The following is a 22,034-nucleotide window of genomic DNA, read 5'->3' on the forward strand; positions in this document are numbered from 1 at the left end:
CTCCAGCTAGCGTCGGATGCCGGTGGCGAACGGCAGGGTGTTGACGAAGGCGCGGTGGTGCTCGCGGTCACACCATTCGAGCTTCAGGTACGACTTGCCCGCCGAGGCGCGGATGGTGCGCTTGTCGCGGGCGAGGGCTTCGGGGGAGCGGGAGGAGACCGTGATGTAGCCGACCAGGTTGACTCCGGCGGCGCCGCTCGCGAGGTCTTCGCCGCGCTGGTCGAGCCGGCCGTGCGCGGCGATGTCGCGGGGGTCGACGGTGCGGTTCATCTTGGCGGCGCGGCTGGCGTCGGCCTCGTCGTTGGTCTTCTCCGTGAGCATGCGCTCGATGGCGATCTCGGTGGGTTCCAGGTCCATGGTGACGGCGACGGTGCGGATGACGTCGGGGGTGTGGACCAGGAGCGGGGCGAGGAAGTTCACGCCGACCGGGGTCATCGGCCATTCCTTCACCCAGGCCGTGGCGTGGCACCAGGGGGCGCGGGTGGAGGACTCGCGGGTCTTGGCCTGGAGGTAGGTCGGTTCGACGGCGTCCAGTTCGGCGGGCCAGGCGTTGCGCTTGGTCATGGCCTGGATGTGGTCGATGGGGTGGTCCGGGTCGTACATGGAGTGCACGAGGGAGGCCAGGCGGCTCTGGCCCAGCGGCTGGCGGACGCGGATGTCGGCCTCGGCGAGGCGGGCGCAGATGTCGGTGAGCTCGCGGGCCATGACGATGGCGAGGCCGGCGTCGCGGTCGACCCTGCGGCCCTTGTGGGGGGTCGCGGCGCGGGCGATGGTGTGGGCCTCGGCGGCGAGTTCGCGGGTGAAGTGGATGCAGGCGACGAGGTACGCGCGGTGCTGCTCGGAGGAGGTCGACACCATCGACTGGAGCTGGTCGTACGAATCGCGCAGCCAGACGGGGGCGCTGGTGTCGCCGCGGGCGGCCACGTCCTTGTCGTGGGCCTCCGGGTCGGCGGGCAGGGTGCGTACGAGCATCTGGAGGCGGGTGACGAAGCCGTCGCCGTTGGCCACGTGCTTGAGGAGGGTGCCGAAGCGGTCGACGAGGGCTTCCTGGTCCTCGCTGTCGCGCAGGCCCACCCCGGGGCCCTCGATCTCGATGGCGGCGGTGACGGTTCTGCGGTCCGCGTGGAGCAGGACGGCGATCTCGTCGGGGCCGAAGGGGGCGGCGAGCCAGTTGATGCGGCCGATGCCGGGGGGCGGGCCGACCTCGACCTCGCGGCCGTCGCCGGCGCGGATGCCGGCCTCCATGGCGCCGGAGCGGAACGTGGTGCCGCGGCGCAGGGTGCGCTTGAAGCTGCGGTTGATCTCGAACCAGCGGTAGAAGGTGCGGCCGCGGTAGGGGACGTAGACGGCGGCGAGGGCGAGCATGGGGAAGCCGGCGAGGGAGACGATGCGCAGGGTGAGGGCGGGGACGAGCAGTCCGCTCATCATGCCGAGGAACGCGCCGGCGATGATCAGGGCGATCTCGCCGGTCTCGCGGTTCTTGCCGACGATCGCGTTCGGCCGGGCCCGGCCGATGAGATACGTGCGGCGGGGCGTGACCGGGTGGAGCTGGTGGGACTGGGTCGTCACCGCCCGTCACCTCCTGTGTTCCTCGTGCTGGAGCCCGTACGGGGCGGGGGTGCGGCGGCGGGGCCGCCGCCGTTCCCGCCGCCGGAGCGTCGGCTGCTGTGTGCGGCCATGCCTCCGGAGATCTGGTTGTCGCCGCCGGCGCGGTGGGCGCCGCCTCCGCCGTTTCCGCCTCCTCCGCCGCCTCGGCTGCTGTGGGTCTTGATGCCCTGGGAGACGAGGGAGGCGGGGGAGCTGATGACGGCGGCCGCCTGGGCGCCGTCGGTGGCCTTGCTGCGGTTGGTGCGGGCGGAGGCGATCTCGTCGCCGAAGCCGGGGACGAAGCGGTAGATCATCGCGGAGGCGAAGATCGCCAGGAGGATGATGGCGAGGCCGGAGACGACGGCGGAGAAGGCGTTGGGGCCCTTGTCGCCCGCTAGGGCACCGGCGAGGCCGAGGACGATGACGATGACCGGCTTCACGAGGATGACGGCGATCATGATGCCCGCCCAGCGGCGGACGTGGCCCCAGAGGTTGCGGTCGACGAGGCCGGCGTAGACGACGGTGCCGAGCAGGGCGCCGACGTAGAGGAGCGCGGCGCGGATCACGAGCTCGAGGCAGAGGATGCCGGCGGCGAGGACGGTGACGAGGGCGACGACGATCAGCATGATCGGGCCGCCGCCGATGTCGTCGCCCTTCTTGAGGGCCTCGGCGAAGGAGCCGAAGAAGACGTCGGTCTGGCTGCCGGTGGCGGAGGCGATGACCTCGGTGACGCCGTCGGTGGCGGAGACGACGGTGTAGAGGATGAGGGGGGTGAAGGCGGAGGCGAGGACGGTGAGCCAGAGGAAGCCGATGGCTTCGGACATGGCGGTGGTGAAGGGGACGCCTCGGATGGCTCGTTTGGCGACGGCGAAGAGCCAGAGGACGAGCGTGAGGATGGTGGAGGCGGCGAAGACGATGGCGTACTGCTTGAGGAAGGTGCCGTTGGTGAAGTCGACGTTGGCGGTGCCGTTTACCGCTTTGCTGAGTTCGCCGACGATCCAGGCTGCGGCGTCGGCGCAGCCCTTCGCGAGGGAGGAGAGGGGGTTCAGGGCGTCGGTGGGGTCGCTGGGGGCGAGGCCCGCGCCTGCGCCCGCGCCGGGAGCGGGCAAGGTGCTGCCGCGTTCGCAGTACTCCCGGGCCGGGCCCGCGATCAACCCGCAGGGGTCACTCGGGCTGGGCAACGGGGCAGGCGGCGGTGACGGCGCGGCCGTTGCGCGAGAGGCGAAAAGGATGACGGCGGTCTGAACGGCTGCTGCCGTGGCACCGATGCCGCGGAGCGGCAGCTTGCGGCTACCGGGCATAGGTGAAGCCTCCGAATTCGGTGACGGCGCGGCCGATCTCGTCGGAGTTGGACACCGGGTCGTCGCCGGTGACGGGGGTGGGGCCGTCCCTCTGGGCGGTCTCGAGAACCTTCCAGTCGGACCCGTTCCACGTCAGCTTCAGGGAGATGGTGAACCAGCCGCTGGTAACGGGGCGGGTGGACTTTTCGCCGGTCAGTCCGAACATGCCGATGCACCAGACCTCGACCGAGGCGGCCCCGTTGGCGAAGGCCGTGACCTTGGCACCGGCTGGTACGGTCCGGCTGACGAACGTGGAACCGGTGGGTGCGAGTCCGTCCTTGGTCAGCCCGATCTGGGAGAGCAGGCTTGGGGAGTAATCGGCCTCGAAGCCGCTCTGGAGCTTGGCCTTCGTGCTGTCGTCCGCGACGGCGTTGACGATGGCGCGCCTGCGCGCAGGATTGAACATGGCGTCGGAGCCGAGTACGACGGCGTAGTTCGACGCCGCGGACTGGGCGCCCTGTTCGGTTTGGGCGAAGCCCTTGGGGATGCCTGCGGATTTGCCGTCGACCGGGGGTACGCCCGTGGCTGCCGTCGGGTTGCCGGCAGCGGGGGCCTTGTCCGCGGTCGGGGGGTCTTCCGGGGTGCGGGACTGGTTGGCGAAGGCGATGGCCGCGATGAGGAGGACCACCACGCCGACGACCGTGATCAGGCCCCGGGGGGTGCGCCGCGGTGGGGCGTACGGGTCCGAGGGCTCCGGGAAGCGGGTACGGGTCTGGCCGGTGCCGCCGACCTCGCCGCCACCGTATTGGTCGTCGGTGCTCATTCGGTGTTCGCCCCCTCCGCGTCGTACGACGGTAGCGCTGGTATCCGCGCAGGCGCGGCGTGGTGAGTCCTCATCAGGGCTCGGGCTAGACGGCCATTCCGTAGACGATCGTGAAGAGGGTGCCCAGTGACCCGATGATGAAGACGCCGGTCAGGCCGGCCACGATGAGGCCCTTGCCCTGTTCCGCGCTGAAGGTGTCGCGCAGTGCGGTGGCGCCGATGCGTTGCTTGGCCGCGCCCCAGATGGCGATGCCCAGGCAGAGCAGGATCGCCACGGCCATGACCACCTCGATCATGACCTTCGCTTCGTTGCCGAGACTGCCGAACGGCCCCCAGTTCGGGGCGATTCCGCCGATGATGGTGGTGATGTCGCCCTTGTTGGCTGCCAGGATCATGTAACTCACCGCCCCTGTATGGGTAGTTCCGGTAGCCCGTGCCCGGACGGCAGGGGTCACGCCCTATCTTCCCTGATGAAACCGCCGTCGGATGTCGACTTGACTGCTCTCTTTACCCGATCCGTCGCCCCGGGTGTCGTCCGTATGTCCTGACCTGGGGTCGGGCGCCGTGTGGGGGAAAGAACGTATCGTCACTCTGTGTATCACGAGGGGTGACTGCGGGCAATGATTGCCGTCTCCGACGTTCCGTCAGTCGGTCGATTCGTGCGCTACGGGGGTCGTCGGGTACCGGGTGGTGACGCTCGTCTTCCGGTTGTCTGGCCCACCGTATGGGGTGGGTCGCGGAGGGTGACCTTCGTGGAGGGGCGTGTGGATGCGCCGGGGGCGCACCGGTGTGCGGTGTGCGCCCTCAGTGGGCCGGGCCGGCCTCGGGCCAGTGCGCGGGGCGGGTGAGGGTGGGCGGGATGCGGGTCGCGGAGTTGCCCCGGGCCGCGTTCAGCTGGGGCTGGGTGAGGAAGAGGGCGTCCGTGAGGTCGGCGTCGCGCAGGTCGGTGTCGCGGAAGTCCGCGCCGATGAGGTCGGCCGTGCGCAGGTCGGCGCCGCTGAGGTCGGCGGCGATCAGGTAGGCGCCACGGAGGTTGGCGCCGCGCAGGTCCGCTCCGGGGAGGCGGGCGCCCATCAGGTCGGCGCCGCGGTGGTTCTTCTTGCGGCCCGCCACCTTGGCCCGTACGAGCTCGCTGGTCTTGAGCAGGAGGGTGTTCACCTCCTGGCGCAGCGGGGTGATGTCGAACTCCGCGAGGGCCTGCGGGGTCTCCCCGGTCCACCGGGTGGTGTCGGCCAGGGCGGTGCGCAGCTGCGCGTGGAGGGGGCGGGCGGCGGGGCGGGTGAGGGCTTCGGTGAGGTGGGCGAGCAGCTCGTGCAGGTTCCGCATCACGGGGAAGACCGTGAACATCGTGGCGGCGGTGGCGGGGTGGGAGCGCCAGTCGCGGCCGCCGAAGGTGACCTGGGAGACCTGCTGGCCGGCGCCGAAGCAGTCGAAGACGGTGCAGCCCTGGAAGCCCTTGTCGCGCAGGCCGGTGTGGATGCCGCAGCGGAAGTCCTGCCGGAGGTTCTTGCAGGGGGTGCCGGCGGGCTTGTTCACGGCGAAGTCGGTGGACTTGGCGAAGGGCAGGGCTACGCAGCAGAGCGCGAAGCAGTTGGCGCAGTCCGCTTGCAGGAGGGGGAGCGGGGCGGGGGGTGCGGCAGGGGCGGCGGGGCGGGCGGGGGGAGGCTTGGGCACGTCCCCATTGTCTCCCCGTGGGGGAGTTGGTGGCCGCCGGGTGGCCGGGGCGGGTGGCCGGGATACGGAAAGCCCTTGATCGTCGTGGGAGGGTCCGGGGAGCATCGCGGTATGACCGAAGTGATCGCAGTAGCCGTCATCACCTTCCTCGCCGTCATCAGTCCCGGCGCGGATTTCGCCATGGTCGTCCGCAACAGCTACCTCTACGGGCGGCCCACCGGCCTGTTCGCGGCCGCCGGGGTCGCGGCCGGGGTGCTGGTCCACGTCTCCTACACGATGCTCGGGGTCGGTCTGCTGATCGCCTCCTCCGCCGAACTGTTCACGGTGATCAAGCTCGCGGGCGCCGCGTACCTGGTGTGGATCGGGATACGGACCTTCCGGGCGCGGACCGAGGTGGCCGTGGACCTGGAGGAGAAGGGCGGGCTGACGCCGTTCGGGGCGCTCCGGAGCGGCTTCCTGACCAATGTGCTGAACCCGAAGACCACGCTGTTCGTCGTGTCCACCTTCACGCAGGTGGTGGGGCCGGGGACTCCGGTGTGGCAGCAGGCCGGGTACGGGCTGTTCATGTCGGCGGCGCACCTGGGCTGGTTCGGGGCGGTCGCGCTGTTCTTCTCCAACTCCCGGCTGCGCGACCGGATGCTGAAGGCGCAGAAGGCGCTGAACCGGGCCATCGGCTCGGTCCTGGTGGGGCTCGGGGTGGGGCTGGGCTTCGCCCGCTGAGCTTTCGGGCTTCGTCGGCCGGTGGGGCCCGGTGGGGGCGCGGTGAGGCCCCGGTGGGGCTGGCGGTCGCGGATTACCAGTCGGTAGCGTGACCGTCATGGGTGCCGGGAGTGGTGTCAGCGATGTGGACGGGTTCTACGAGCGGACCGACGCGGGGCGGTTCCTGGCGAGCGGTTACACGCGCGGCCCGTGGGATCCCGGCTCGCAGCACGCCGGCCCGCCGGCCGCGCTGCTCGGGCGGGCGATCGAGGAACGGCCGGGTGGGCGCACCGACATGCGGATCGCCCGGATCACCTACGAGATCCTGCGCCCGGTGCCGATCGGCCCGCTGGAGCTGACGACCAGTGTGCTGCGGGCCGGCCGCGGCACCGAGGTGGTCGAGGCCGCGCTCGCCCCGGCCGGGTCCGCGCCCGTGATGCTGGCGCGGGCGCTGCGGATCCGGGTCGCGGGGGAGTCCGTACCGTCCGTCGTGCCCGGGCCGGAGCTGCCGCCGCCGGGGGAGGTGGGGCCGACGCCGTTCTTTCCGGTGCCGTGGGAGCAGGGGTACCACTCGGCGATGGAGACCCGCTTCACGCGGGGGGCGTTCGTCGAGCTCGGTCCCGGGACCTGCTGGATGCGGATGAGGGTGCCGCTCGTCGCCGGGGAGGAGCCCCGGCCCCTGGACCGGGTGCTGGTCGCGGCGGACTCGGGCAACGGCATCAGCTCGGTCGTGGACTTCGGGCGCTACCTGTTCGTCAACGGTGACCTCACCGTGCACCTGCACCGCCATCCGGCCGGTGAATGGGTGTGCGTGGAGGCCCGTACGAGCGTGGACGCGGCGGGCATCGGGCTGGCGGACGCGCGGCTGCACGACGAGAAGGGCCCGATCGGGCGGAGCGCACAGAGTCTGTTCGTCGCGCCGCGGGGGTAGGGGGTGGGGGCGACAGGAGTCGAAGTACTTCGTATCGTCCTATGAGTTCACCCGTCCGCCGGGGTCTGTGCTCCAAGTGCCGCGGGTGCGACGGTTCCTGTGCCGCTTCCCCGGCGGGATGATTCGACACGGGGTGGCGGGAGCCCCGGGAAAAGCCGTTCGATGGGGGAAGGTTGGCGGGTGCGCAGACTCTGGGTGGTCGGTGGAATCAGCTTCGGGGCGTGCCTGTGCTTTCTCGCCCTGCTCGTGGTCGGTACCTACTCGGCGGCCGCCGGCATCGCGACCGGCGCCGGCGGGCGGGCCGGCGGGCTCGCGAAGGGGGCCGTGCCGGGGAAGTACCAGTCCCTCGTGCAGAAGTGGGGCAACCTCTGCCCGACGCTCACCCCGGCGGTGCTGGCGGCCCAGCTCTACTCGGAGAGCGGCTGGAACCCGGGCGCGGTGAGCCCGGCGGACGCGAAGGGCATCGCTCAGTTCATCCCGGGGACGTGGGCGACGCAGGGCATCGACGGGGACGGCGACGGGGACCGTGACATCTGGGATCCGAACGACGCGATCCCGTCGGCGGCTTCGTACGACTGCGTGCTGGCGCGGCAGGTGGCCAAGGTGCCCGGGGATCCGGTCGGGAACATGCTCGCCGCCTACAACGCGGGTCCGGGTGCGGTGCAGAAGTACGGGGGCGTCCCGCCGTACCGGGAGACCCAGGGGTACGTGAAGACCATCACGACCCTCGCCAAGAGCTTCGCGGCCCCCGTCGGGCGGGTCGCGCCCTCGCAGCAGGCCGCCGGGGCGATCTACTTCGCGCAGAAGCAGCTGGGCACCCCCTACCTGTGGGGCGGGAACGGTACGCCCGAGCACGGCGGGCGGTTCGACTGCTCGGGGCTGACCAAGGCCGCGTACGAGTCGGTGGGGGTCGATCTGCCGCGCGTGGCGAACGACCAGTACAACGCCGGTCCGCATCCCTCGCGCGCGGAACTGCTGCCGGGGGACCTGGTGTTCTTCTCCGACGATCTGACGAACTCCCGGGAGATCCGGCACGTCGGGCTCTACGTGGGCGGCGGGTACATGATCAACGCCCCGTTCACCGGAGCCGTGATCCGCTTCGACAAGATCGACACGCCCGACTACTTCGGCGCGACGCGCGTGACGAAGGACGGCGCGGAGGCCTTGCCCCGGCGCGAGGGCGTCGGCAACACAGCGTGAACCGAAGGCCCTGAGCTGCAACGATGAGTCACTCTTCGATAACGTTGGGGTGATCATTCGGTGGAGAGTGGAACGTAGCCGCCAGAACGGGCGTTCCATGGTCACTGGGGGCAGGACGAGCGGAAGCGCCGGATTGATCACCGGGGGCGAAGGGCCGCACATCGGCGTGCGGCCGTACGGGTACCAAGGCAAGGGCAAGGGGCCGCATCACCATGGCTGGACTCACAACAGGTGGGCCGAACGTGGATGTAAGCCTGCTGTACGAGATCAACGGACTGGCGCGTCAGGCCCCGGACTGGCTGGACCGGACGGTCGCGGTCCTCGGCGAGTACGGGATCCTGCTGGCCCTCGTCCTCCTGGTGCTGTGGTGCTGGCGCGGAGCGCGCCGGCAGGAAGAGCCCGCCGCCGTCGAGTCCTTCGCGGCGCTCGTGTGGGCCCCGCTCGCCGCCGGGGCCGCGCTGCTGCTGAACGTCCCGCTGCGGGAGTTCGTGGGCCGGCCGCGGCCGGCCGCGCAGCACGGCGGGGTCGAGGTGCTGGAGCCCGGCGCCGGGATCGGCCACAGCGCCTTCTCGTTCGTCAGCGACCACGCGACCCTCGCGATGGCGCTCGGCGTCGGCCTGTTCGTCGCCCACCGCAAGCTCGGCTTCATCGGGATCGGGCTGGCCCTGGCCGAGGGGTTCACGCGGGTCTACATGGGCCTGCACTATCCGACCGACGTCATCGGCGGGCTCGCCCTGGGCACCGCGGTGGTGCTGCTGCTCGCTCCGCTCGCGATGGCGCTGCTGACCCCGGTGGTACGGGCGGTGGCCCGGTCCCCGCGGCTGGGCGTACTGGTCCGGGCACGCGACCGCGTGGTCGCCCGGCCGGTGGACCTCGCGGCGCCGGAGCCGGCGGGGCGCGGGCACGAGAACGACCTCGCCGCCTGAGGTGGTGCTCCGGGCGGTGTCCGCGGCGTCAGCCGATGCCGTACGCGTCGCAGACGGCTCGTACCACGGCCGCCAGGAGGCACAGCGCCGCGGCCCCGAAGCACACGCGGACGGCGGCCGGGCGGGTGCGCGGGGGCGGGGTCACGGCTCGCCGCCGTGGTCCGTGGCGTCCGCTTCCGCCTCGGAGCGCCGGTAGCGGGAGCGCAGCCACAGGCCGGTCGCGGTGGCCGCGGCGGTGGTGACCCCGATGGCCAGGGCGATGTCGCCGGGCCCGTCGGCCGTACCCACGGGGCTGGCCCGGGCCGGGGTGGCGGGGACGAACACGATCAGCAGGGCCCAGGTGAGGGCGGCGAGTCGTGGCAGCGGCAGCACGGGTCCGGGCATGAGACAAGGGCAACCGCTCCCGGGCGCGTCGGCCAGCCGGGCCGTCCGATCGGGCGACCCCCGGGGGCCCCGGGCTACTGCGGGGCGTGGCCGGAGGCGTCCTTGCGGGCCAGGTCGCGCGAGCGGCGGGCCGGGCCGCGCCAGCCGCACGTACAGGCGGCCAGGCTGAAGGAGCCCCGTTCGGAGGTGCTCGTGGCGTGATCAGTGGATGGTGTCGGCGCCGGGCCGGTGTCGGGACCGGGGTCGCGGGGCAGCGGCACTGCGGCAAGCGGAGGGACGAGAGTCGCTTCGGTGTGCGGTTCCACTCCACCAAGGTACCGGGCCGGGGGCGGGCGGGGCACCGCCCCGGGGCGACGGGGTCGCGGCCGTGACGGGAGGCCCGGGACCTCGTTAAGCGGAGCGGGTGGGGCCTCGGGCAAAAAGCGGTCACGCGTTGGGGGTTGGCAGGCGATGGTGGTGCACCAGCACAGGCGGAGGCGGGGTCGCGCGGGTCGGGCTGCGGTCGCGGTCGGCCTGGCCCTGACGGCGGCGGCGTTGAGCGGGTGCGGCGGCGACGCCGTCGCGGGCGACGACGCCCGGCCCGCCGGCGACCCGGCGGCGACGGTCCGCGGAGCCGCCGACGCGCTCCTGGCGACCGGGAGCGCGCAGACCCGTACGGCCATGGAGATGGCGACGGGCGGCACCCGGGTCACGATCCGGGGTGAGGGCGGGGTCGACTTCAAGAACCGGATGGGGCAGCTGCTGGTCATGCTCCCCGACGACGCCAAGGGCCAGGCCGAGCACCGGCCCATCACCGAGCTGCTGGTGCCCGGCGCGCTGTACATGAAGAACCGGGGCGCGGGCGTCCCCGACGACAAGTGGGTCCGCATCGACACGACGGCCCTCGCCGACGGGAACCTCGTCACCGGCGGGGCCACCGACCCGATGGCCGCCGCGGAGCTGCTGCGCGGGGCGCAGGAGGTGACGTACGTGGGCGAGACCGAGGTGGCCGGGACCAAGGTGCGCCACTACCGGGGTACGACCGACATCGCGCGGGCCGCGGCGCAGGCCTCACCGGCGGTGAAGGGGGCCCTGGAGGCGGCGGCGAAAGGGTTCAGCAAGGACGCGGTGCCCTTCGACGCCTACCTCGACTCCGAGGGCCTCCTGCGGAAGGTCCGCCACCGCTTCACCTACGTCAACAATGGCGTGATCGATGTGTCGTCCACCACGCTGCTCTACGGCTTCGGGACCCCGGTCACCGTCGTACTGCCCGCCGAAGGGGACATTTACGCCGGGAAGATCGCCGATTAGCCGGCCGGAGCCCCCGGGGGCGGCGCGATCGGGCCCCTTCCGGCCGTCGGTCCAGGGTGGGGGGGGCCGGAAATGGTCCATCCGTGTCATGCGCGCCGCGCCGTGCGCTCCCTACGCTGAGAAGCCGAGCGCCGGCGACCGGACGACGGCAGATTGAGGTGACACGCGTGACTCCCGCAGGCGGTTCGACCGTGCAGGACCTCGTGGCGCTCGCCGAGATCGAACTGTGCGGAGAGCTGATCATCGCGGCGTCGGCCGTGGCCGAGGAGAGGCTCAGCCAGGACCGGATCGACGAGGTGCTCATGGGCGTGTGGTCCGGCTGACCCCCGCTCCCCGGGCCCGCCCCTCGTGCGTTCGGTCAGGTGCGCAGCAGCCGGGCGATCGCCTTCGTGGCTTCCTCGACCTTGGCGTCGATCTCTCCCCCGCCCTTGAGGGCCGCGTCGGCGACGCAGTGCCGCAGGTGCTCCTCCAGTAGCTGGAGCGCGAAGGACTGGAGCGCCTTCGTGCTGGCCGAGACCTGGGTGAGTATGTCGATGCAGTAGACGTCCTCGTCGACGAGGCGCTGGAGGCCCCGGATCTGGCCCTCGATCCGGCGCAGGCGCTTGAGGTGCTCGTCCTTCTGGTGGTGGTAGCCGTGCACCGCGCCGGTGCCGGTGTCCGCACCCGTCACCGTGCCCGTGGCCGCGTCCGTGGCCGTGGTGGCTCCGGAGCCCTCCGCCTGGATGGCAGTCATGCGTCCTCCCGTGGTCCGGAATGGGGACCTATACCCCTCATGGGTATAGGGTACCGGCCCCCGGCCGCAGGGGCAGGGGTCCGTCGTCCTCACTCTGCCTGATGGAGGACACTGGGGAACTGCCGGTTAGCCGTGGCCGGGGGATGCGCCTAGCATCAGCCTGACCGAATCCAATGCACCCCGAGGACCTCACGTGCGATTTCGTCTGACCCCCAGGGAGACGAGCTTCTACGACATGTTCGCCGCATCCGCGGACAACATCGTCACGGGCTCCAAGCTCCTCATGGAACTGCTCGGAGCGGACTCCTCCGCCCGAGCCGAGATCGCGGAGCGGATGCGGGCAGCGGAGCACGCGGGAGACGACGCCACCCACGCGATCTTCCACCAGCTCAACTCCTCCTTCATTACGCCGTTCGACCGCGAGGACATCTACAAGCTGGCGTCCTGCCTCGACGACATCATGGACTTCATGGAGGAGGCGGTCGACCTGGTCGTCCTCTACAACGTGGAGGAACTGCCCAAGGGCGTCGAGCAGCAGATCGAGGTACTGGCGCGCGCGGCCGAGCTGACCGCCGAGGCCATGCCCCACCTGCGCACGATGGAGAACCTGACCGAGTACTGGATCGAGGTCAACCGCCTCGAGAACCAGGCCGACCAGATCCACCGCAAGCTGCTCGCCCAGCTCTTCAACGGCAAGTACGACGCCATCGAGGTGCTGAAGCTCAAGCAGATCGTCGACGTGCTCGAAGAGGCGGCCGACGCGTTCGAGCACGTCGCGAACACGGTGGAGACCATCGCGGTCAAGGAGTCCTGAACCTCGTGGACACCTTCGCTCTGATCGTGACCATCGGTGTCGCGCTCGGCTTTACGTATACGAATGGTTTTCACGACTCCGCGAACGCGATCGCGACCTCGGTCTCGACGCGTGCGCTGACCCCGCGTGCCGCGCTCGCGATGGCCGCGGTCATGAACCTCGCCGGCGCCTTCCTCGGCAGCGGGGTCGCCAAGACGGTGAGTGAGGGCCTGATCGAGACGCCCCACGGCAACCGGGGCATGTGGATCCTCTTCGCGGCGCTCGTCGGCGCGATCGTGTGGAACCTGATCACCTGGTACTTCGGCCTGCCCTCGTCCTCCTCGCACGCGCTGTTCGGCGGCATGGTGGGCGCGGCGCTGGCGGGCGGTACCGAGGTGCTCTGGTCGGGCGTGGTCGACAAGGTCGTCATCCCGATGTTCATCTCGCCGGTGGTCGGCCTCGTCGTCGGCTACCTCGTGATGGTCGCCATCATGTGGATGTTCCGCCGCGCCAACCCGCACAAGGCCAAGCGCGGCTTCCGGATCGCGCAGACGGTCTCGGCGGCCGGCATGGCGCTCGGCCACGGTCTGCAGGACGCGCAGAAGACCATGGGCATCGTGATGATGGCCCTGGTCATCGCCGACGTACAGAACGCGGGCGACTCGATCCCGGTCTGGGTCAAGATCGCCTGTGCCGTGATGCTCTCGCTGGGTACGTACGCGGGCGGCTGGCGCATCATGCGCACCCTCGGCCGCAAGATCATCGAGCTGGACCCGCCGCAGGGCTTCGCGGCGGAGACCACCGGTGCCTCGATCATGTTCGGCTCGGCGTTCCTCTTCCACGCGCCGATCTCCACCACCCACGTGATCACCTCGGCGATCATGGGTGTGGGCGCGACCAAGCGGGTGAACGCGGTCCGCTGGGGCGTCGCCAAGAACATCATCCTGGGCTGGTTCATCACCATGCCGGCCGCGGCGCTGGTCGCGGCCCTCAGCTTCTGGGTGGTCAACCTCGCCTTCGTGTGACCGCACGGGTCGTACGGGTCGTACGGACATCAGTGAGCCCCGCCGGATCGGAAGATCCGGCGGGGCTTTCGCTTTCGCTTTCGTCGTCACGGCACCGAGGAAAAGAAGCGGGCCGGTTCCCCCCACCCAGGGGGAACCGGCCCATTCGCCTTGCGGTGGCACCGCCATGCAGCACCGCAGGACGCTCGTTGCCCACGCGGCCGGAGCCGCATGGCGTCTGGTGGTCTAGCCGAAGCGGCCCGAGATGTAGTCCTCGGTCGCCTGGACGGACGGGTTCGAGAAGATCCGGTCCGTGTCGTCGAGCTCGATCAGCTTGCCGGGCTGGCCGACCGCGGAGAGGTTGAAGAAGGCCGTGCGGTCGGAGACGCGCGCCGCCTGCTGCATGTTGTGCGTCACGATGACGATCGTGAAGCGCTCCTTGAGCTCGCCGATCAGGTCCTCGATGGCGAGGGTGGAGATCGGGTCGAGGGCCGAGCAGGGCTCGTCCATGAGCAGGACCTGGGGCTCGACCGCGATGGCGCGGGCGATGCACAGGCGCTGCTGCTGGCCGCCGGAGAGGCCGGAGCCGGGCTTGTTCAGGCGGTCCTTGACCTCGTTCCAGAGGTTGGCGCCCTGGAGGGACTTCTCGACGATCTCCGCGAGCTCGGACTTCTTGAAGGAGCCGTTGAGGCGCAGACCCGCGGCCACGTTGTCGAAGATCGACATGGTGGGGAAGGGGTTCGGGCGCTGGAAGACCATGCCGACCGTGCGGCGGACCGCGACCGGGTCCACGCCGGGGCCGTACAGGTTCTCGTCGTCCAGCAGCACCTTGCCCTCGACGCGGCCACCGGGGGTGACCTCGTGCATGCGGTTCAGGGTGCGCAGGAAGGTGGACTTGCCGCAGCCGGACGGGCCGATGAAGGCGGTCACGGAGCGGGGCTCCACGGTCATCGAGATGTCGTCGATGGCCTTGTGGGTGCCGTAGAAGGCGGACAGTCCGCTGACGTCGATTCGCTTCGCCATGGTGGTCACTTCGCTTTCAGTGGTCGCGTCAGCGACCGGTCTTGGGGGCCTTCCAGCGGGCGATGCCGCGAGCCACCAGATTGAGGATCATGACGAAGGCGATCAGGACGAGGGCTGCGCCCCAGGCCCGGTCGTAGGAGGCTTCACTGCCGACCTTGTACTGCTCCCAGATGTAGAGGGGGAGCGAGGACTGGGCGCCTTCGAAGGGGTTGTTGTTGATCAGCTGGGTGCCGAAGACCAGCAGCATGATCGGCGCGGTCTCACCCGCGATGCGGGCCACGGCCAGCATCACGCCGGTGGCGATGCCGCCGATGGCCGTGGGGATCACGACCTTGAGGATCACGCGCCACTTCGGCACACCGAGGGCCAGGGCGGCCTCGCGCAGCTCGTTCGGGACGAGCTTGAGCATCTCCTCGGTGGAGCGGACCACGACGGGCATCATCAGGATCGACAGGGCCAGGGATCCGGCGAAGCCGGAGGGGCCGAAGCCGAGCATCAGGGTCCACGTCGTCAGGATGAACAGACCCGCGACGATGGAGGGGATGCCGGTCATGACGTCGACGAAGAAGGTGACGGCCTTGGCGAGCGGGCCCTTGCCGTACTCGACCAGGTAGACGGCGGTCAGCAGGCCGATGGGGGCCGAGATCGCAGTGGCCAGGGCGACCTGCTCGATGGTGCCGAGCAAGGCGTGGTAGACGCCGCCGCCGGGCTCGAAGCTGGTCACGCCGTTCATCGAGTGGCCGAGGAAGTCCCCGTCGAGGACCTTCATGCCGCGACTGATGGTCGTCCACAGCAGCGAGAGCAGCGGGACGAGGGCGAGGACGAAGCAGACCCAGACGACGGAGGTCGCGACCCGGTCCTTGGCCTGGCGGCGGTTCTCGACGATCGAGCTGGCCGTGTACGTGATGACCACGAACATGGCGGCCGCGAGCAGACCCCACTGGATCTTGCTGTGGAGGTCGAAGAGGGCGCCGAGGCCCGAGCCGAGCGCGACCGAGAGGACGGCGATGCCGGCCGGGGCCCAGCGGGGCAGGTGGCCCTGCGTCAGGCTGCTGGGGGCGGCGGACTTGGCGGCCCGGGAGGGGCGCTGGTCCTGGAGTGCGTGGCTCATCAGGCGTTCGCCCCCGAGAAGTCCTTGCGACGGGCGATGATCAGCCGGGCGGCGCCGTTGACCAGCAGGGTGAGCAGGAAGAGCACGAGACCGGAGGCGATCAGGGCGTCGCGGCCGAACTCGTTGGCCTCGTCGAACTTCGCGGCGATGTTCTGCGCGAACGTGCCGCCGCCCGGGTCCAGGATGTGGCCGGAGATCAGGAAGCTCGGGGAGAGGACGGTCGCGACGGCCATCGTCTCGCCGAGCGCGCGGCCGAGGCCGAGCATCGAGGCGGAGATGACTCCGGAGCGGCCGAAGGGCAGGACCGACATGCGGATGACTTCCCAGCGGGTCGCGCCGAGGGCCAGTGCGGCCTCCTCGTTCATGCGCGGGACCTGCAGGAAGACCTCGCGGCTGACGCTGGTCACGATCGGCAGGATCATGATCGCGAGCAGGATGCCGACGGTGAAGAGCGAGCGGGCGACGCCGACCTGGGTCTTGTCGAAGACGTAGGTCCAGCCCATGTACTCGTCGAGCCACAGGTTCAGCCCCGCGAGCTGCGGGACGAGGAAGAGGGCGCCCCAGATGCCGTAGATGATCGACGGCACGGCGGCCAGCAGGTCGACCACGTAGGCGAGGGGGGCGGCCAGCTTGCGCGGCGCGTAGTGCGAGATGAACAGGGCGATGCCGACGGCGATCGGAACCGCGATGGCCATCGCGATGATCGAGCTGACGACGGTGCCGAAGAGCAGGACGGCGATGCCGAAGACGGGGGGCTTGGCCGACGCGTTCCAGTCGAACGTGGTGAGGAAGTTGCCCTCGTTGTCGGCCAGAGCGATCGAAGCGCGGTAGGTGAGGAAGACGGCGATCGACGCCATGATCACCAGGAGCAGGATGCCGGAGCCCTTGGAAAGGCCCGCGAAGATCTTGTCACCGGCGCGGCCGGTGGACCTCGTGCTCTTGGAGACAGGCGGAGCCGTGTCTATCTGGGTGGGTGTGGTGGAAGCCATGATCTTTCCGGTCTGGATGGGGGGCAGGCCCCCTGGCGGCGGTGCACCGGATCCCCTGGGTGGAGGGGAGGGTCCCCGGGCCGGTCCGCCCCCCGGACGGGGGGAGCGGACCGGTGGTCCCGGGGGTCTGGATTAGGCGAGCTTCGCGATGACTTCGCGGACCTTGGCGTTGATCTCGGCCGGGATCGGCGCGTAGCCGTTCTCGGTCAGGACCTTCTGGCCCGCGTCGGACGCGGTGTAGTTCAGGAAGGACTTCACGGTCGAGAGGGTCTCGGGCTTGTTGCCCTTGTCGCAGACGACCTCGTAGGTCACCAGGACGATCGGGTAGGCGCCCTCGGCCTTGGTGGCGTAGTCGAGCTTCAGCGCCAGGTCGTCGCCGGTGCCGGAGATCTTGGCGGCGGCGATGGCCTTGGAGGCGTTCTCGCCCGTGGCCTTGACCGGGGTGGCAGCGCCGGTGGCGACGTCCACGGTCTTGATGCTCTGCGAGGAGGCGTACGAGAGCTCGAAGTAGCCGATCGCGCCGTCAACGGCCTTGACCTGCGAGGCGACACCGGAGGAGCCGGAGGCGGCCTGGCCACCGGGGGCCGGCCACTTCTTCGCGGCCTCGTACGTCCAGGCCTCGGGAGCGGCGGCCTTGAGGTACTTGCCGAGGTTCTCGGTGGTGCCCGAGTCCTCGGAGCGGTGGAACGCCTGGATCGCGGTGGCGGGAAGCGTGACGCCGGGGTTCAGCTTCTTGATCGCCTCGTCGTCCCACTTCTTGATCTTGTCGTTGAAGATCGCGGCGAGGGTGGGGGCGTCCAGCGTCAGCTTGTCGACGCCGGCGACGTTGAAGCCGATGGCGACGGGGCCGCCGACCATCGGAAGGTCGATGCCCTGACCGCCGGTGCAGATCTTCTTCGACTCCTCGACGGCCTCGGGCTTCAGCGCCGAGTCCGTGCCGGCGAAGCCGACGGTGCCCTGGTTGAACGCGACGATGCCCTCACCGGAGGAGGAGGACTTGTAGTTCACCTCGACGCCGGGGCAGGCGGCCATGTACGCCTTCACCCACAGGTCGATCGCGTTCTTCTGCGCGGAGGAGCCCGAGGCGAGGAGCTTGCCCTTGGCGCCGTCGCACTTGATGTCGCCCGCGGCGGCGGAGGGCTTGCCCGAGGCGCTCGCGTCGTTCTTGGTGTTGTCGTCCGAGCCGCACGCCGTGAGGACCAGGGCGCCGGACACGACGAGCGCCCCGAGGGCGGAGGCACGAAGCATGTTCTTGCGCTGAAGCTTCACTTTCGGGTGTTTCCTTCCAGAAGCCGCCGGCCGCTTTCTGAATCGGGGCGGCGTGCGAAGAGGACTACGTGGCTTGCCCGGAGGAATCGTCCACTTCGCGGCGACTCGCTCCCTGCGTCTACGAAGTTAGGCAGATCAGGTGAAGCGGCCGACCGGGGTAAGTGAACGGATGGTGAACCGTGGCGGACGGGGTGGTGTGTCCGGGCGGGTCGGGCATCCGACGTCATCTCCCGTTACCCCGCCGTTACCGATGCGTGACCGTCGCGAGAGCGGGCGGCGCCGTTGCCGGGATCGGCGGAGTCAGACCCCGGCGTGGCTGGAATCGGCCGGTTGCCACAGGTGCTGGAAGGCGGCGCGGGAGGCTTCGACCTCGTGGCGCTGGTCCGCGTGCAGGACGCCCAGGGCGTAGGCCGTCGCCGGGGCGATGCGGGGGGTGCGGGCCGCCGTGGCCGAGGCGGCGGCGGCCTCCGCGGCGTCCCGGTGCCGGGTCAGGGCCTCGCCCGCGACGGTCAGGCGGGCCACGTCGCCGCCCAGGGCCTCCTGGGCGTAGCGGTGGACGCGCAGCAGGCGGCGTACCTCGTTCCACGCGCTGTCGTGGTCCGCGTCGTACGGGTGCGAGGGCGAGGGGGCCGGGAGGGAGTGCACCGCCGTGGACAGGCGGGAATGAGCCACTTCGGCCAGGGGGACCAGGACGTCGTCCACCCGGCCCCGGGCCGCGACGGGGTCCAGCGGGACCTCGGAGGCCAGGACGGCCACGGCGTCCGCGACCGCGTGGAAGCGGGAGGAGCCCAGTGCCTGCAGGGTCGCGGAGTGGGCCCGGGTGCGGGCCAGGGTGAGCTGGCGCTCCAGCAGGGCGCCCGCGCGGGCGGAGCCCACGGTCAGCGCGCCCGCCGTGCCCCGGGGGGCCGGTACCTCGGGGCTCCCCGACAGTCGCTGCAGGGCGTCCATCAGCCGCAGCAGCCGGGCCGCGTACGCGTGCTCGTCGGCCAGGGTCGCCGACAGCCAGACCAGCTCGGTGCGCAGCGAGTCCGCCCAGGAGGAATCGGCCACCGCCCTGAACGTGGACAGGGAGCAGGAGATCCGGCGCGCAGCCCCCCGCAGGCCGCGCGCCGCCTCGCTGCCCTCGGCGGTGCCGCTCGCGGCGCCCTCCTCGTGCAGGCGCAGGCCCCGCAGGAATGCGGTGGCCTGCGCACGCAGGTACGTACCGAGGACGGTGCCTGCCGTCGTCGCGGTCAGGTCATGATTTGGCTGAGCCACGCCGGCGCCTCCGGGCGTCAATGAGCATCTCCTGAACGTGCCGCAGCGGCTGGCCCTCGCTGTCGGTGCTGTGCCGGGTCCATTCGCCGTCCGGGCCCAGGTGCCAGGAGGTGGTGGCGTCGGACATTCCGGTTTCCAGCAGCCGGTCCAGTGCCGCGCGGTGGGCCGGGTCGGCGACCCGGACCAGTGCCTCGATACGTCGGTCGAGGTTGCGGTGCATCATGTCGGCGCTGCCTATGTACACCTCGGGTTCGCCGCCGTTGCCGAAGGCGAAGACCCGGGAGTGCTCCAGGAAGCGGCCGAGGATCGAGCGGACCCGGATGTTGTCCGAGAGCCCGGGGACACCGGGGCGGATCGCGCAGATGCCGCGGACCCAGATGTCGATGGGCACGCCCGCCTGCGAGGCCCGGTAGAGGGAGTCGATGAGTGCCTCGTCGACGATCGAGTTCATCTTGAGGCGGACGTACGCGGGGCGGCCGGCCTTGTGGTGGGCCGCCTCCTTGTCGATCCGGGAGATCAGGCCGTCGCGCAGTGAGCGCGGGGCCACCAGCAGCCGGCGGTAGGTCTCGCGGCGCGAGTAGCCGGACAGCCGGTTGAAGAGGTCGGAGAGGTCCGCGCCGACCTGCGGGTCGGCGGTGAGCAGGCCGAGGTCCTCGTAGAGCCGTGCCGTCTTGGGGTGGTAGTTGCCGGTGCCGACGTGGGAGTAGCGGCGCAGCGTGTCGCCCTCCTGGCGGACGACGAGCGACAGCTTGCAGTGGGTCTTGAGGCCGACGAGGCCGTAGACGACGTGGCAGCCGGATTCCTCCAGCTTGCGGGCCCACTTGATGTTGGCCTGCTCGTCGAAGCGGGCCTTGATCTCGACGAGTACGAGGACCTGCTTGCCGGATTCGGCGGCGTCGATCAGGGCGTCCACGATCGGGGAGTCGCCGGAGGTCCGGTACAGCGTCTGCTTGATCGCGAGGACGTCCGGGTCGGCGGCGGCCTGCTCCAGGAAGGCCTGCACGGAGGTGGAGAAGGAGTCGTACGGGTGGTGGAGCAGGACGTCCCGCTCGCGCAGCGCCGCGAAGATGTCGGGCGCGGACGCGGACTCGACCTCGGCGAGGTCGCGGTGCGTGCCGGCGACGAACTTCTTGAACTTCAGCTCCGGGCGGTCCAGGGAGGCGATCCCGAAGAGGGCGGTGAGGTCGAGGGGGCCGGGGAGCGGGTACACCTCGGACGGGTTGACCTTCAGCTCCTGGACCAGGAGGTCCAGGACGCCGGGGTCGATGGACTCCTCGACCTCCAGGCGCACCGGCGGGCCGAAGCGGCGCCGCATGAGCTCCTTCTCCAGGGCCTGGAGGAGGTTTTCCGCGTCGTCCTCCTCCACCTCGAGGTCCTCGTTGCGGGTCACGCGGAACATGTGGTGCGCGAGCACCTCCATGCCGGGGAACAGCTCCTCCAGGTGCGCGGCGATGACGTCCTCCAGCGGGACGTAGCGCTGCGGGGAGGCCTCCAGGAAGCGGGAGAGGAGCGGCGGGACCTTGACCCGGGCGAAGTGGCGGTGGCCGCTGACGGGATTGCGTACGACCACGGCCAGGTTCAGGGAGAGGCCGGAGATGTACGGGAACGGGTGCGCGGGGTCCACGGCCAGCGGGGTGAGCACCGGGAAGATCTGGTTGCGGAACAGGGTGAAGAGGCGCGCCTGCTCCTTCTCGGTGAGGTCGGGCCACCGGATGAGGTGGACGCCTTCCTCGGCGAGCTGCGGGGAGATGTCCTGCTGGAAACAGGCGGCGTGGCGGGCCATGAGCTCGCGCGAGCGGGTCCAGATGAGGTCGAGGACCTCACGGGGCTGCAGGCCTGAGGCCGAACGGGTGGCGACGCCGGTCGCGATGCGGCGCTTGAGGCCGGCGACGCGGACCATGAAGAACTCGTCGAGGTTGCTGGCGAAGATCGCCAGGAAGTTCGCGCGCTCCAGCAGGGGTGTGGCGGGGTCCTCGGCGAGCTCCAGGACGCGCTCGTTGAAGGCGAGCCAGCTGCGCTCCCGGTCGAGGAAGCGGCCCGGGGGCAGCTCGCCGGTGTCCTTCTCGTCGTAGGCGTCCAGATCCGCGTCGAGATCCGGTTCCAGATCGACGTGCGGGCGGTGGGCGGCTATGGACCCCAGGCGGGCGTGCGCGCCGGTGGCCGCGCGCGCGGCCACCGCCTCGGGCGTGCCGGCGCGTGCGGCCGCGGCGGCGGAGATGTCCGCGGCCGATGGTGCCGACGGGGACGCGAACTTCTGCGGCGGCTGCTGGGTGGGGACCTCGGTGGGGGCTGCGCTGGGCTTGTGGCTCATGACTCCATTCTTCCGCGCACGCGGGAGGACAGGCGCGTCGGACGGGTCGGCCGTCAGTCGGAGTCGGGGCTGCATGCGGTCAGCTTCGCGACCGCGCATTAATGCCCGGTTAATGGCGTATGGCTTCCAGGGTCCGGGCGGGGGTCGGCTAAGGCCGACCGGGAGTGCGGGGAGCCGGGGCCGCGGCCTGCGGGTGCGTGGGGGCGGGGGGTGTTCTAGCGTCGGTGGGAGGGAGGGATGTCCTGCCGAGCCGGTCCGGTACGGGGACCGGGCCCGGGGCCGTTCACCGGCCGAGCGTGCTCGGCGCCGTTCCCGCGTGGTGAGTCACGTCCGGGTCCGGGCGGCTTCACGTCCAGGTCCGGGCCGTGGTGCTCGCCGCGCGGTGGTCCCGGAGAGCAGGTACGTCCCATGCGTACGTCGACCCGTATCGCCGGTGTCCTCGCCGGTCTGAGCCTTGCCCTCGGTGGCGCCTCGCTGGCGGCTCCGGCCGTCCACGCGGCCCCCGCGGACGTTTCGGCCTGCATCAACCAGGTCGAGCGGGAGCTGAAGGGCGGCGAAGCTCCGGCTTCCGTCCGTGCGTCCTGCTACATCGCGCTGAGCGGCGCCCAGGACGAATGCGTGTCCGGTCTGACCGAGGGCGCCGGTGTGACCAAGGGGACCGCGGAGACCGCCTGCAAGCTGGGCGCCGAGTAGCCGAGTAGCCGAGTAGCCGGGGAGCTGGGGAGCCGGGGAGCCGGGGAGCCGGGTGGGA

Annotated in this window: 23 protein-coding genes; 9 read left to right on the plus strand and 14 right to left on the minus strand. The window is 70.8% G+C overall.

Features of this window, described 5'->3' with window-relative positions:
• Positions 1-6: 6 nt before the first annotated feature.
• The 5 genes from AC3IX6_RS19800 to AC3IX6_RS19820 form a co-directional block, all read right to left on the minus strand.
• On the minus strand, positions 7-1,569 hold the full coding sequence (locus AC3IX6_RS19800) for an SCO6880 family protein (protein WP_489363190.1): 1,563 nt from the start codon (positions 1,567-1,569) through the stop codon (positions 7-9).
• Positions 1,566-2,888: a hypothetical protein gene (locus AC3IX6_RS19805; protein ID WP_489363192.1), complete on the minus strand. Its 1,323-nt coding sequence runs from the start codon at positions 2,886-2,888 to the stop codon at positions 1,566-1,568. Before AC3IX6_RS19805 ends, AC3IX6_RS19800 begins: the two co-directional genes overlap by 4 nt.
• Positions 2,878-3,690, minus strand: a complete 813-nt coding sequence (locus tag AC3IX6_RS19810; RefSeq protein WP_489363193.1) for a hypothetical protein — start codon at positions 3,688-3,690, stop codon at positions 2,878-2,880. The genes AC3IX6_RS19805 and AC3IX6_RS19810 overlap by 11 nt, the downstream gene beginning before the upstream one ends.
• A gap of 85 nt (positions 3,691-3,775) precedes the next feature.
• The gene (locus AC3IX6_RS19815) at positions 3,776-4,084 is read right to left on the minus strand and encodes a hypothetical protein (RefSeq protein WP_489371496.1); all 309 of its coding nucleotides are present in this window, start codon (positions 4,082-4,084) and stop codon (positions 3,776-3,778) included.
• A 409-nt stretch (positions 4,085-4,493) separates the two neighbouring features.
• Positions 4,494-5,300: a pentapeptide repeat-containing protein gene (locus tag AC3IX6_RS19820; RefSeq protein WP_489371497.1), complete on the minus strand. Its 807-nt coding sequence runs from the start codon at positions 5,298-5,300 to the stop codon at positions 4,494-4,496.
• Positions 5,301-5,474: 174 nt separating this feature from the next.
• Between AC3IX6_RS19820 and AC3IX6_RS19825 the strand changes: the two genes are divergently transcribed.
• The 4 genes from AC3IX6_RS19825 to AC3IX6_RS19840 all read left to right on the plus strand — a co-directional run bounded on the left by AC3IX6_RS19825 (position 5,475) and on the right by AC3IX6_RS19840 (position 9,119).
• Complete coding sequence (locus tag AC3IX6_RS19825) at positions 5,475-6,083, plus strand: LysE family translocator (RefSeq protein WP_250744626.1); 609 nt, start codon at positions 5,475-5,477, stop codon at positions 6,081-6,083.
• 97 nt (positions 6,084-6,180) lie between these two features.
• A complete protein-coding gene (locus AC3IX6_RS19830) occupies positions 6,181-6,993 on the plus strand; it encodes a thioesterase family protein (protein ID WP_489363195.1) in 813 nt (270 codons plus the stop codon).
• 180 nt (positions 6,994-7,173) lie between these two features.
• Positions 7,174-8,193, plus strand: coding sequence for a C40 family peptidase (locus AC3IX6_RS19835; protein ID WP_489363197.1), 1,020 nt, complete (start codon positions 7,174-7,176; stop codon positions 8,191-8,193).
• Positions 8,194-8,405: 212 nt separating this feature from the next.
• On the plus strand, positions 8,406-9,119 hold the full coding sequence (locus AC3IX6_RS19840; RefSeq protein ID WP_489363199.1) for a phosphatase PAP2 family protein: 714 nt from the start codon (positions 8,406-8,408) through the stop codon (positions 9,117-9,119).
• A 141-nt stretch (positions 9,120-9,260) separates the two neighbouring features.
• Here AC3IX6_RS19840 and AC3IX6_RS19845 read toward each other — a convergent pair whose 3' ends face one another.
• Entirely contained in the window at positions 9,261-9,503 is a 243-nt protein-coding gene (locus AC3IX6_RS19845; RefSeq protein WP_489363200.1) for a hypothetical protein, read from the minus strand.
• 74 nt (positions 9,504-9,577) lie between these two features.
• The gene (locus AC3IX6_RS19850; protein WP_489363202.1) at positions 9,578-9,763 is read right to left on the minus strand and encodes a hypothetical protein; all 186 of its coding nucleotides are present in this window, start codon (positions 9,761-9,763) and stop codon (positions 9,578-9,580) included.
• Between the two features lie 190 nt (positions 9,764-9,953).
• Between AC3IX6_RS19850 and AC3IX6_RS19855 the strand changes: the two genes are divergently transcribed.
• Positions 9,954-10,793, plus strand: a complete 840-nt coding sequence (locus AC3IX6_RS19855; RefSeq protein ID WP_489363204.1) for an SCO4651 family lipoprotein — start codon at positions 9,954-9,956, stop codon at positions 10,791-10,793.
• A gap of 167 nt (positions 10,794-10,960) precedes the next feature.
• Positions 10,961-11,116 (plus strand): hypothetical protein, encoded by a 156-nt coding sequence (locus AC3IX6_RS19860; protein ID WP_250744641.1) that lies wholly within the window; start codon positions 10,961-10,963, stop codon positions 11,114-11,116.
• A gap of 35 nt (positions 11,117-11,151) precedes the next feature.
• Here AC3IX6_RS19860 and AC3IX6_RS19865 read toward each other — a convergent pair whose 3' ends face one another.
• Positions 11,152-11,526, minus strand: a complete 375-nt coding sequence (locus tag AC3IX6_RS19865; RefSeq protein WP_489363205.1) for a metal-sensitive transcriptional regulator — start codon at positions 11,524-11,526, stop codon at positions 11,152-11,154.
• A 193-nt stretch (positions 11,527-11,719) separates the two neighbouring features.
• On the opposite strand from AC3IX6_RS19865, the gene AC3IX6_RS19870 reads away from it, so the two are divergent.
• Positions 11,720-12,340 (plus strand): DUF47 domain-containing protein, encoded by a 621-nt coding sequence (locus tag AC3IX6_RS19870; RefSeq protein WP_384652478.1) that lies wholly within the window; start codon positions 11,720-11,722, stop codon positions 12,338-12,340.
• 5 nt (positions 12,341-12,345) lie between these two features.
• Positions 12,346-13,344, plus strand: coding sequence for an inorganic phosphate transporter (locus AC3IX6_RS19875; RefSeq protein WP_250744618.1), 999 nt, complete (start codon positions 12,346-12,348; stop codon positions 13,342-13,344).
• Between the two features lie 225 nt (positions 13,345-13,569).
• Here AC3IX6_RS19875 and pstB read toward each other — a convergent pair whose 3' ends face one another.
• The 6 genes from pstB to AC3IX6_RS19905 form a co-directional block, all read right to left on the minus strand.
• A complete protein-coding gene (pstB, locus tag AC3IX6_RS19880) occupies positions 13,570-14,346 on the minus strand; it encodes a phosphate ABC transporter ATP-binding protein PstB (RefSeq protein ID WP_489363208.1) in 777 nt (258 codons plus the stop codon).
• Between the two features lie 28 nt (positions 14,347-14,374).
• Positions 14,375-15,457, minus strand: coding sequence for a phosphate ABC transporter permease PstA (gene pstA, locus AC3IX6_RS19885; RefSeq protein WP_489363210.1), 1,083 nt, complete (start codon positions 15,455-15,457; stop codon positions 14,375-14,377).
• Positions 15,457-16,446, minus strand: coding sequence for a phosphate ABC transporter permease subunit PstC (gene pstC, locus AC3IX6_RS19890; protein ID WP_489363212.1), 990 nt, complete (start codon positions 16,444-16,446; stop codon positions 15,457-15,459). The genes pstA and pstC overlap by 1 nt, the downstream gene beginning before the upstream one ends.
• Before the next feature lie 132 nt (positions 16,447-16,578).
• Positions 16,579-17,715: a phosphate ABC transporter substrate-binding protein PstS gene (gene pstS, locus AC3IX6_RS19895; RefSeq protein ID WP_489363214.1), complete on the minus strand. Its 1,137-nt coding sequence runs from the start codon at positions 17,713-17,715 to the stop codon at positions 16,579-16,581.
• A gap of 300 nt (positions 17,716-18,015) precedes the next feature.
• Positions 18,016-18,972 (minus strand): CHAD domain-containing protein, encoded by a 957-nt coding sequence (locus AC3IX6_RS19900; RefSeq protein WP_489363216.1) that lies wholly within the window; start codon positions 18,970-18,972, stop codon positions 18,016-18,018.
• Positions 18,953-21,283 (minus strand): RNA degradosome polyphosphate kinase, encoded by a 2,331-nt coding sequence (locus AC3IX6_RS19905; protein WP_489363218.1) that lies wholly within the window; start codon positions 21,281-21,283, stop codon positions 18,953-18,955. The genes AC3IX6_RS19900 and AC3IX6_RS19905 overlap by 20 nt, the downstream gene beginning before the upstream one ends.
• Before the next feature lie 408 nt (positions 21,284-21,691).
• Between AC3IX6_RS19905 and AC3IX6_RS19910 the strand changes: the two genes are divergently transcribed.
• A complete protein-coding gene (locus AC3IX6_RS19910; RefSeq protein ID WP_489363219.1) occupies positions 21,692-21,976 on the plus strand; it encodes a hypothetical protein in 285 nt (94 codons plus the stop codon).
• Positions 21,977-22,034: the final 58 nt, after the last annotated feature.

This window comes from Streptomyces sp. GL_141 (assembly GCF_057834385.1).

What these genes read in the sequence shown, in the direction of transcription:
- AC3IX6_RS19865 (WP_489363205.1), bottom strand. Translation starts at nt 11,526, where the DNA reads ATGACTGCCATCCAGGCGGAGGGCTCCGGAGCCACCACGGCCACGGAC.
- AC3IX6_RS19910 (WP_489363219.1), top strand. Translation starts at nt 21,692, where the DNA reads ATGCGTACGTCGACCCGTATCGCCGGTGTCCTCGCCGGTCTGAGCCTT.
- AC3IX6_RS19855 (WP_489363204.1), top strand. Translation starts at nt 9,954, where the DNA reads ATGGTGGTGCACCAGCACAGGCGGAGGCGGGGTCGCGCGGGTCGGGCT.
- pstC (WP_489363212.1), bottom strand. Translation starts at nt 16,446, where the DNA reads ATGGCTTCCACCACACCCACCCAGATAGACACGGCTCCGCCTGTCTCC.
- pstA (WP_489363210.1), bottom strand. Translation starts at nt 15,457, where the DNA reads ATGAGCCACGCACTCCAGGACCAGCGCCCCTCCCGGGCCGCCAAGTCC.
- AC3IX6_RS19825 (WP_250744626.1), top strand. Translation starts at nt 5,475, where the DNA reads ATGACCGAAGTGATCGCAGTAGCCGTCATCACCTTCCTCGCCGTCATC.
- pstB (WP_489363208.1), bottom strand. Translation starts at nt 14,346, where the DNA reads ATGGCGAAGCGAATCGACGTCAGCGGACTGTCCGCCTTCTACGGCACC.
- AC3IX6_RS19810 (WP_489363193.1), bottom strand. Translation starts at nt 3,690, where the DNA reads ATGAGCACCGACGACCAATACGGTGGCGGCGAGGTCGGCGGCACCGGC.
- AC3IX6_RS19840 (WP_489363199.1), top strand. Translation starts at nt 8,406, where the DNA reads ATGGCTGGACTCACAACAGGTGGGCCGAACGTGGATGTAAGCCTGCTG.
- AC3IX6_RS19830 (WP_489363195.1), top strand. Translation starts at nt 6,181, where the DNA reads ATGGGTGCCGGGAGTGGTGTCAGCGATGTGGACGGGTTCTACGAGCGG.
- AC3IX6_RS19805 (WP_489363192.1), bottom strand. Translation starts at nt 2,888, where the DNA reads ATGCCCGGTAGCCGCAAGCTGCCGCTCCGCGGCATCGGTGCCACGGCA.
- AC3IX6_RS19905 (WP_489363218.1), bottom strand. Translation starts at nt 21,283, where the DNA reads ATGAGCCACAAGCCCAGCGCAGCCCCCACCGAGGTCCCCACCCAGCAG.
- AC3IX6_RS19815 (WP_489371496.1), bottom strand. Translation starts at nt 4,084, where the DNA reads ATGATCCTGGCAGCCAACAAGGGCGACATCACCACCATCATCGGCGGA.
- AC3IX6_RS19845 (WP_489363200.1), bottom strand. Translation starts at nt 9,503, where the DNA reads ATGCCCGGACCCGTGCTGCCGCTGCCACGACTCGCCGCCCTCACCTGG.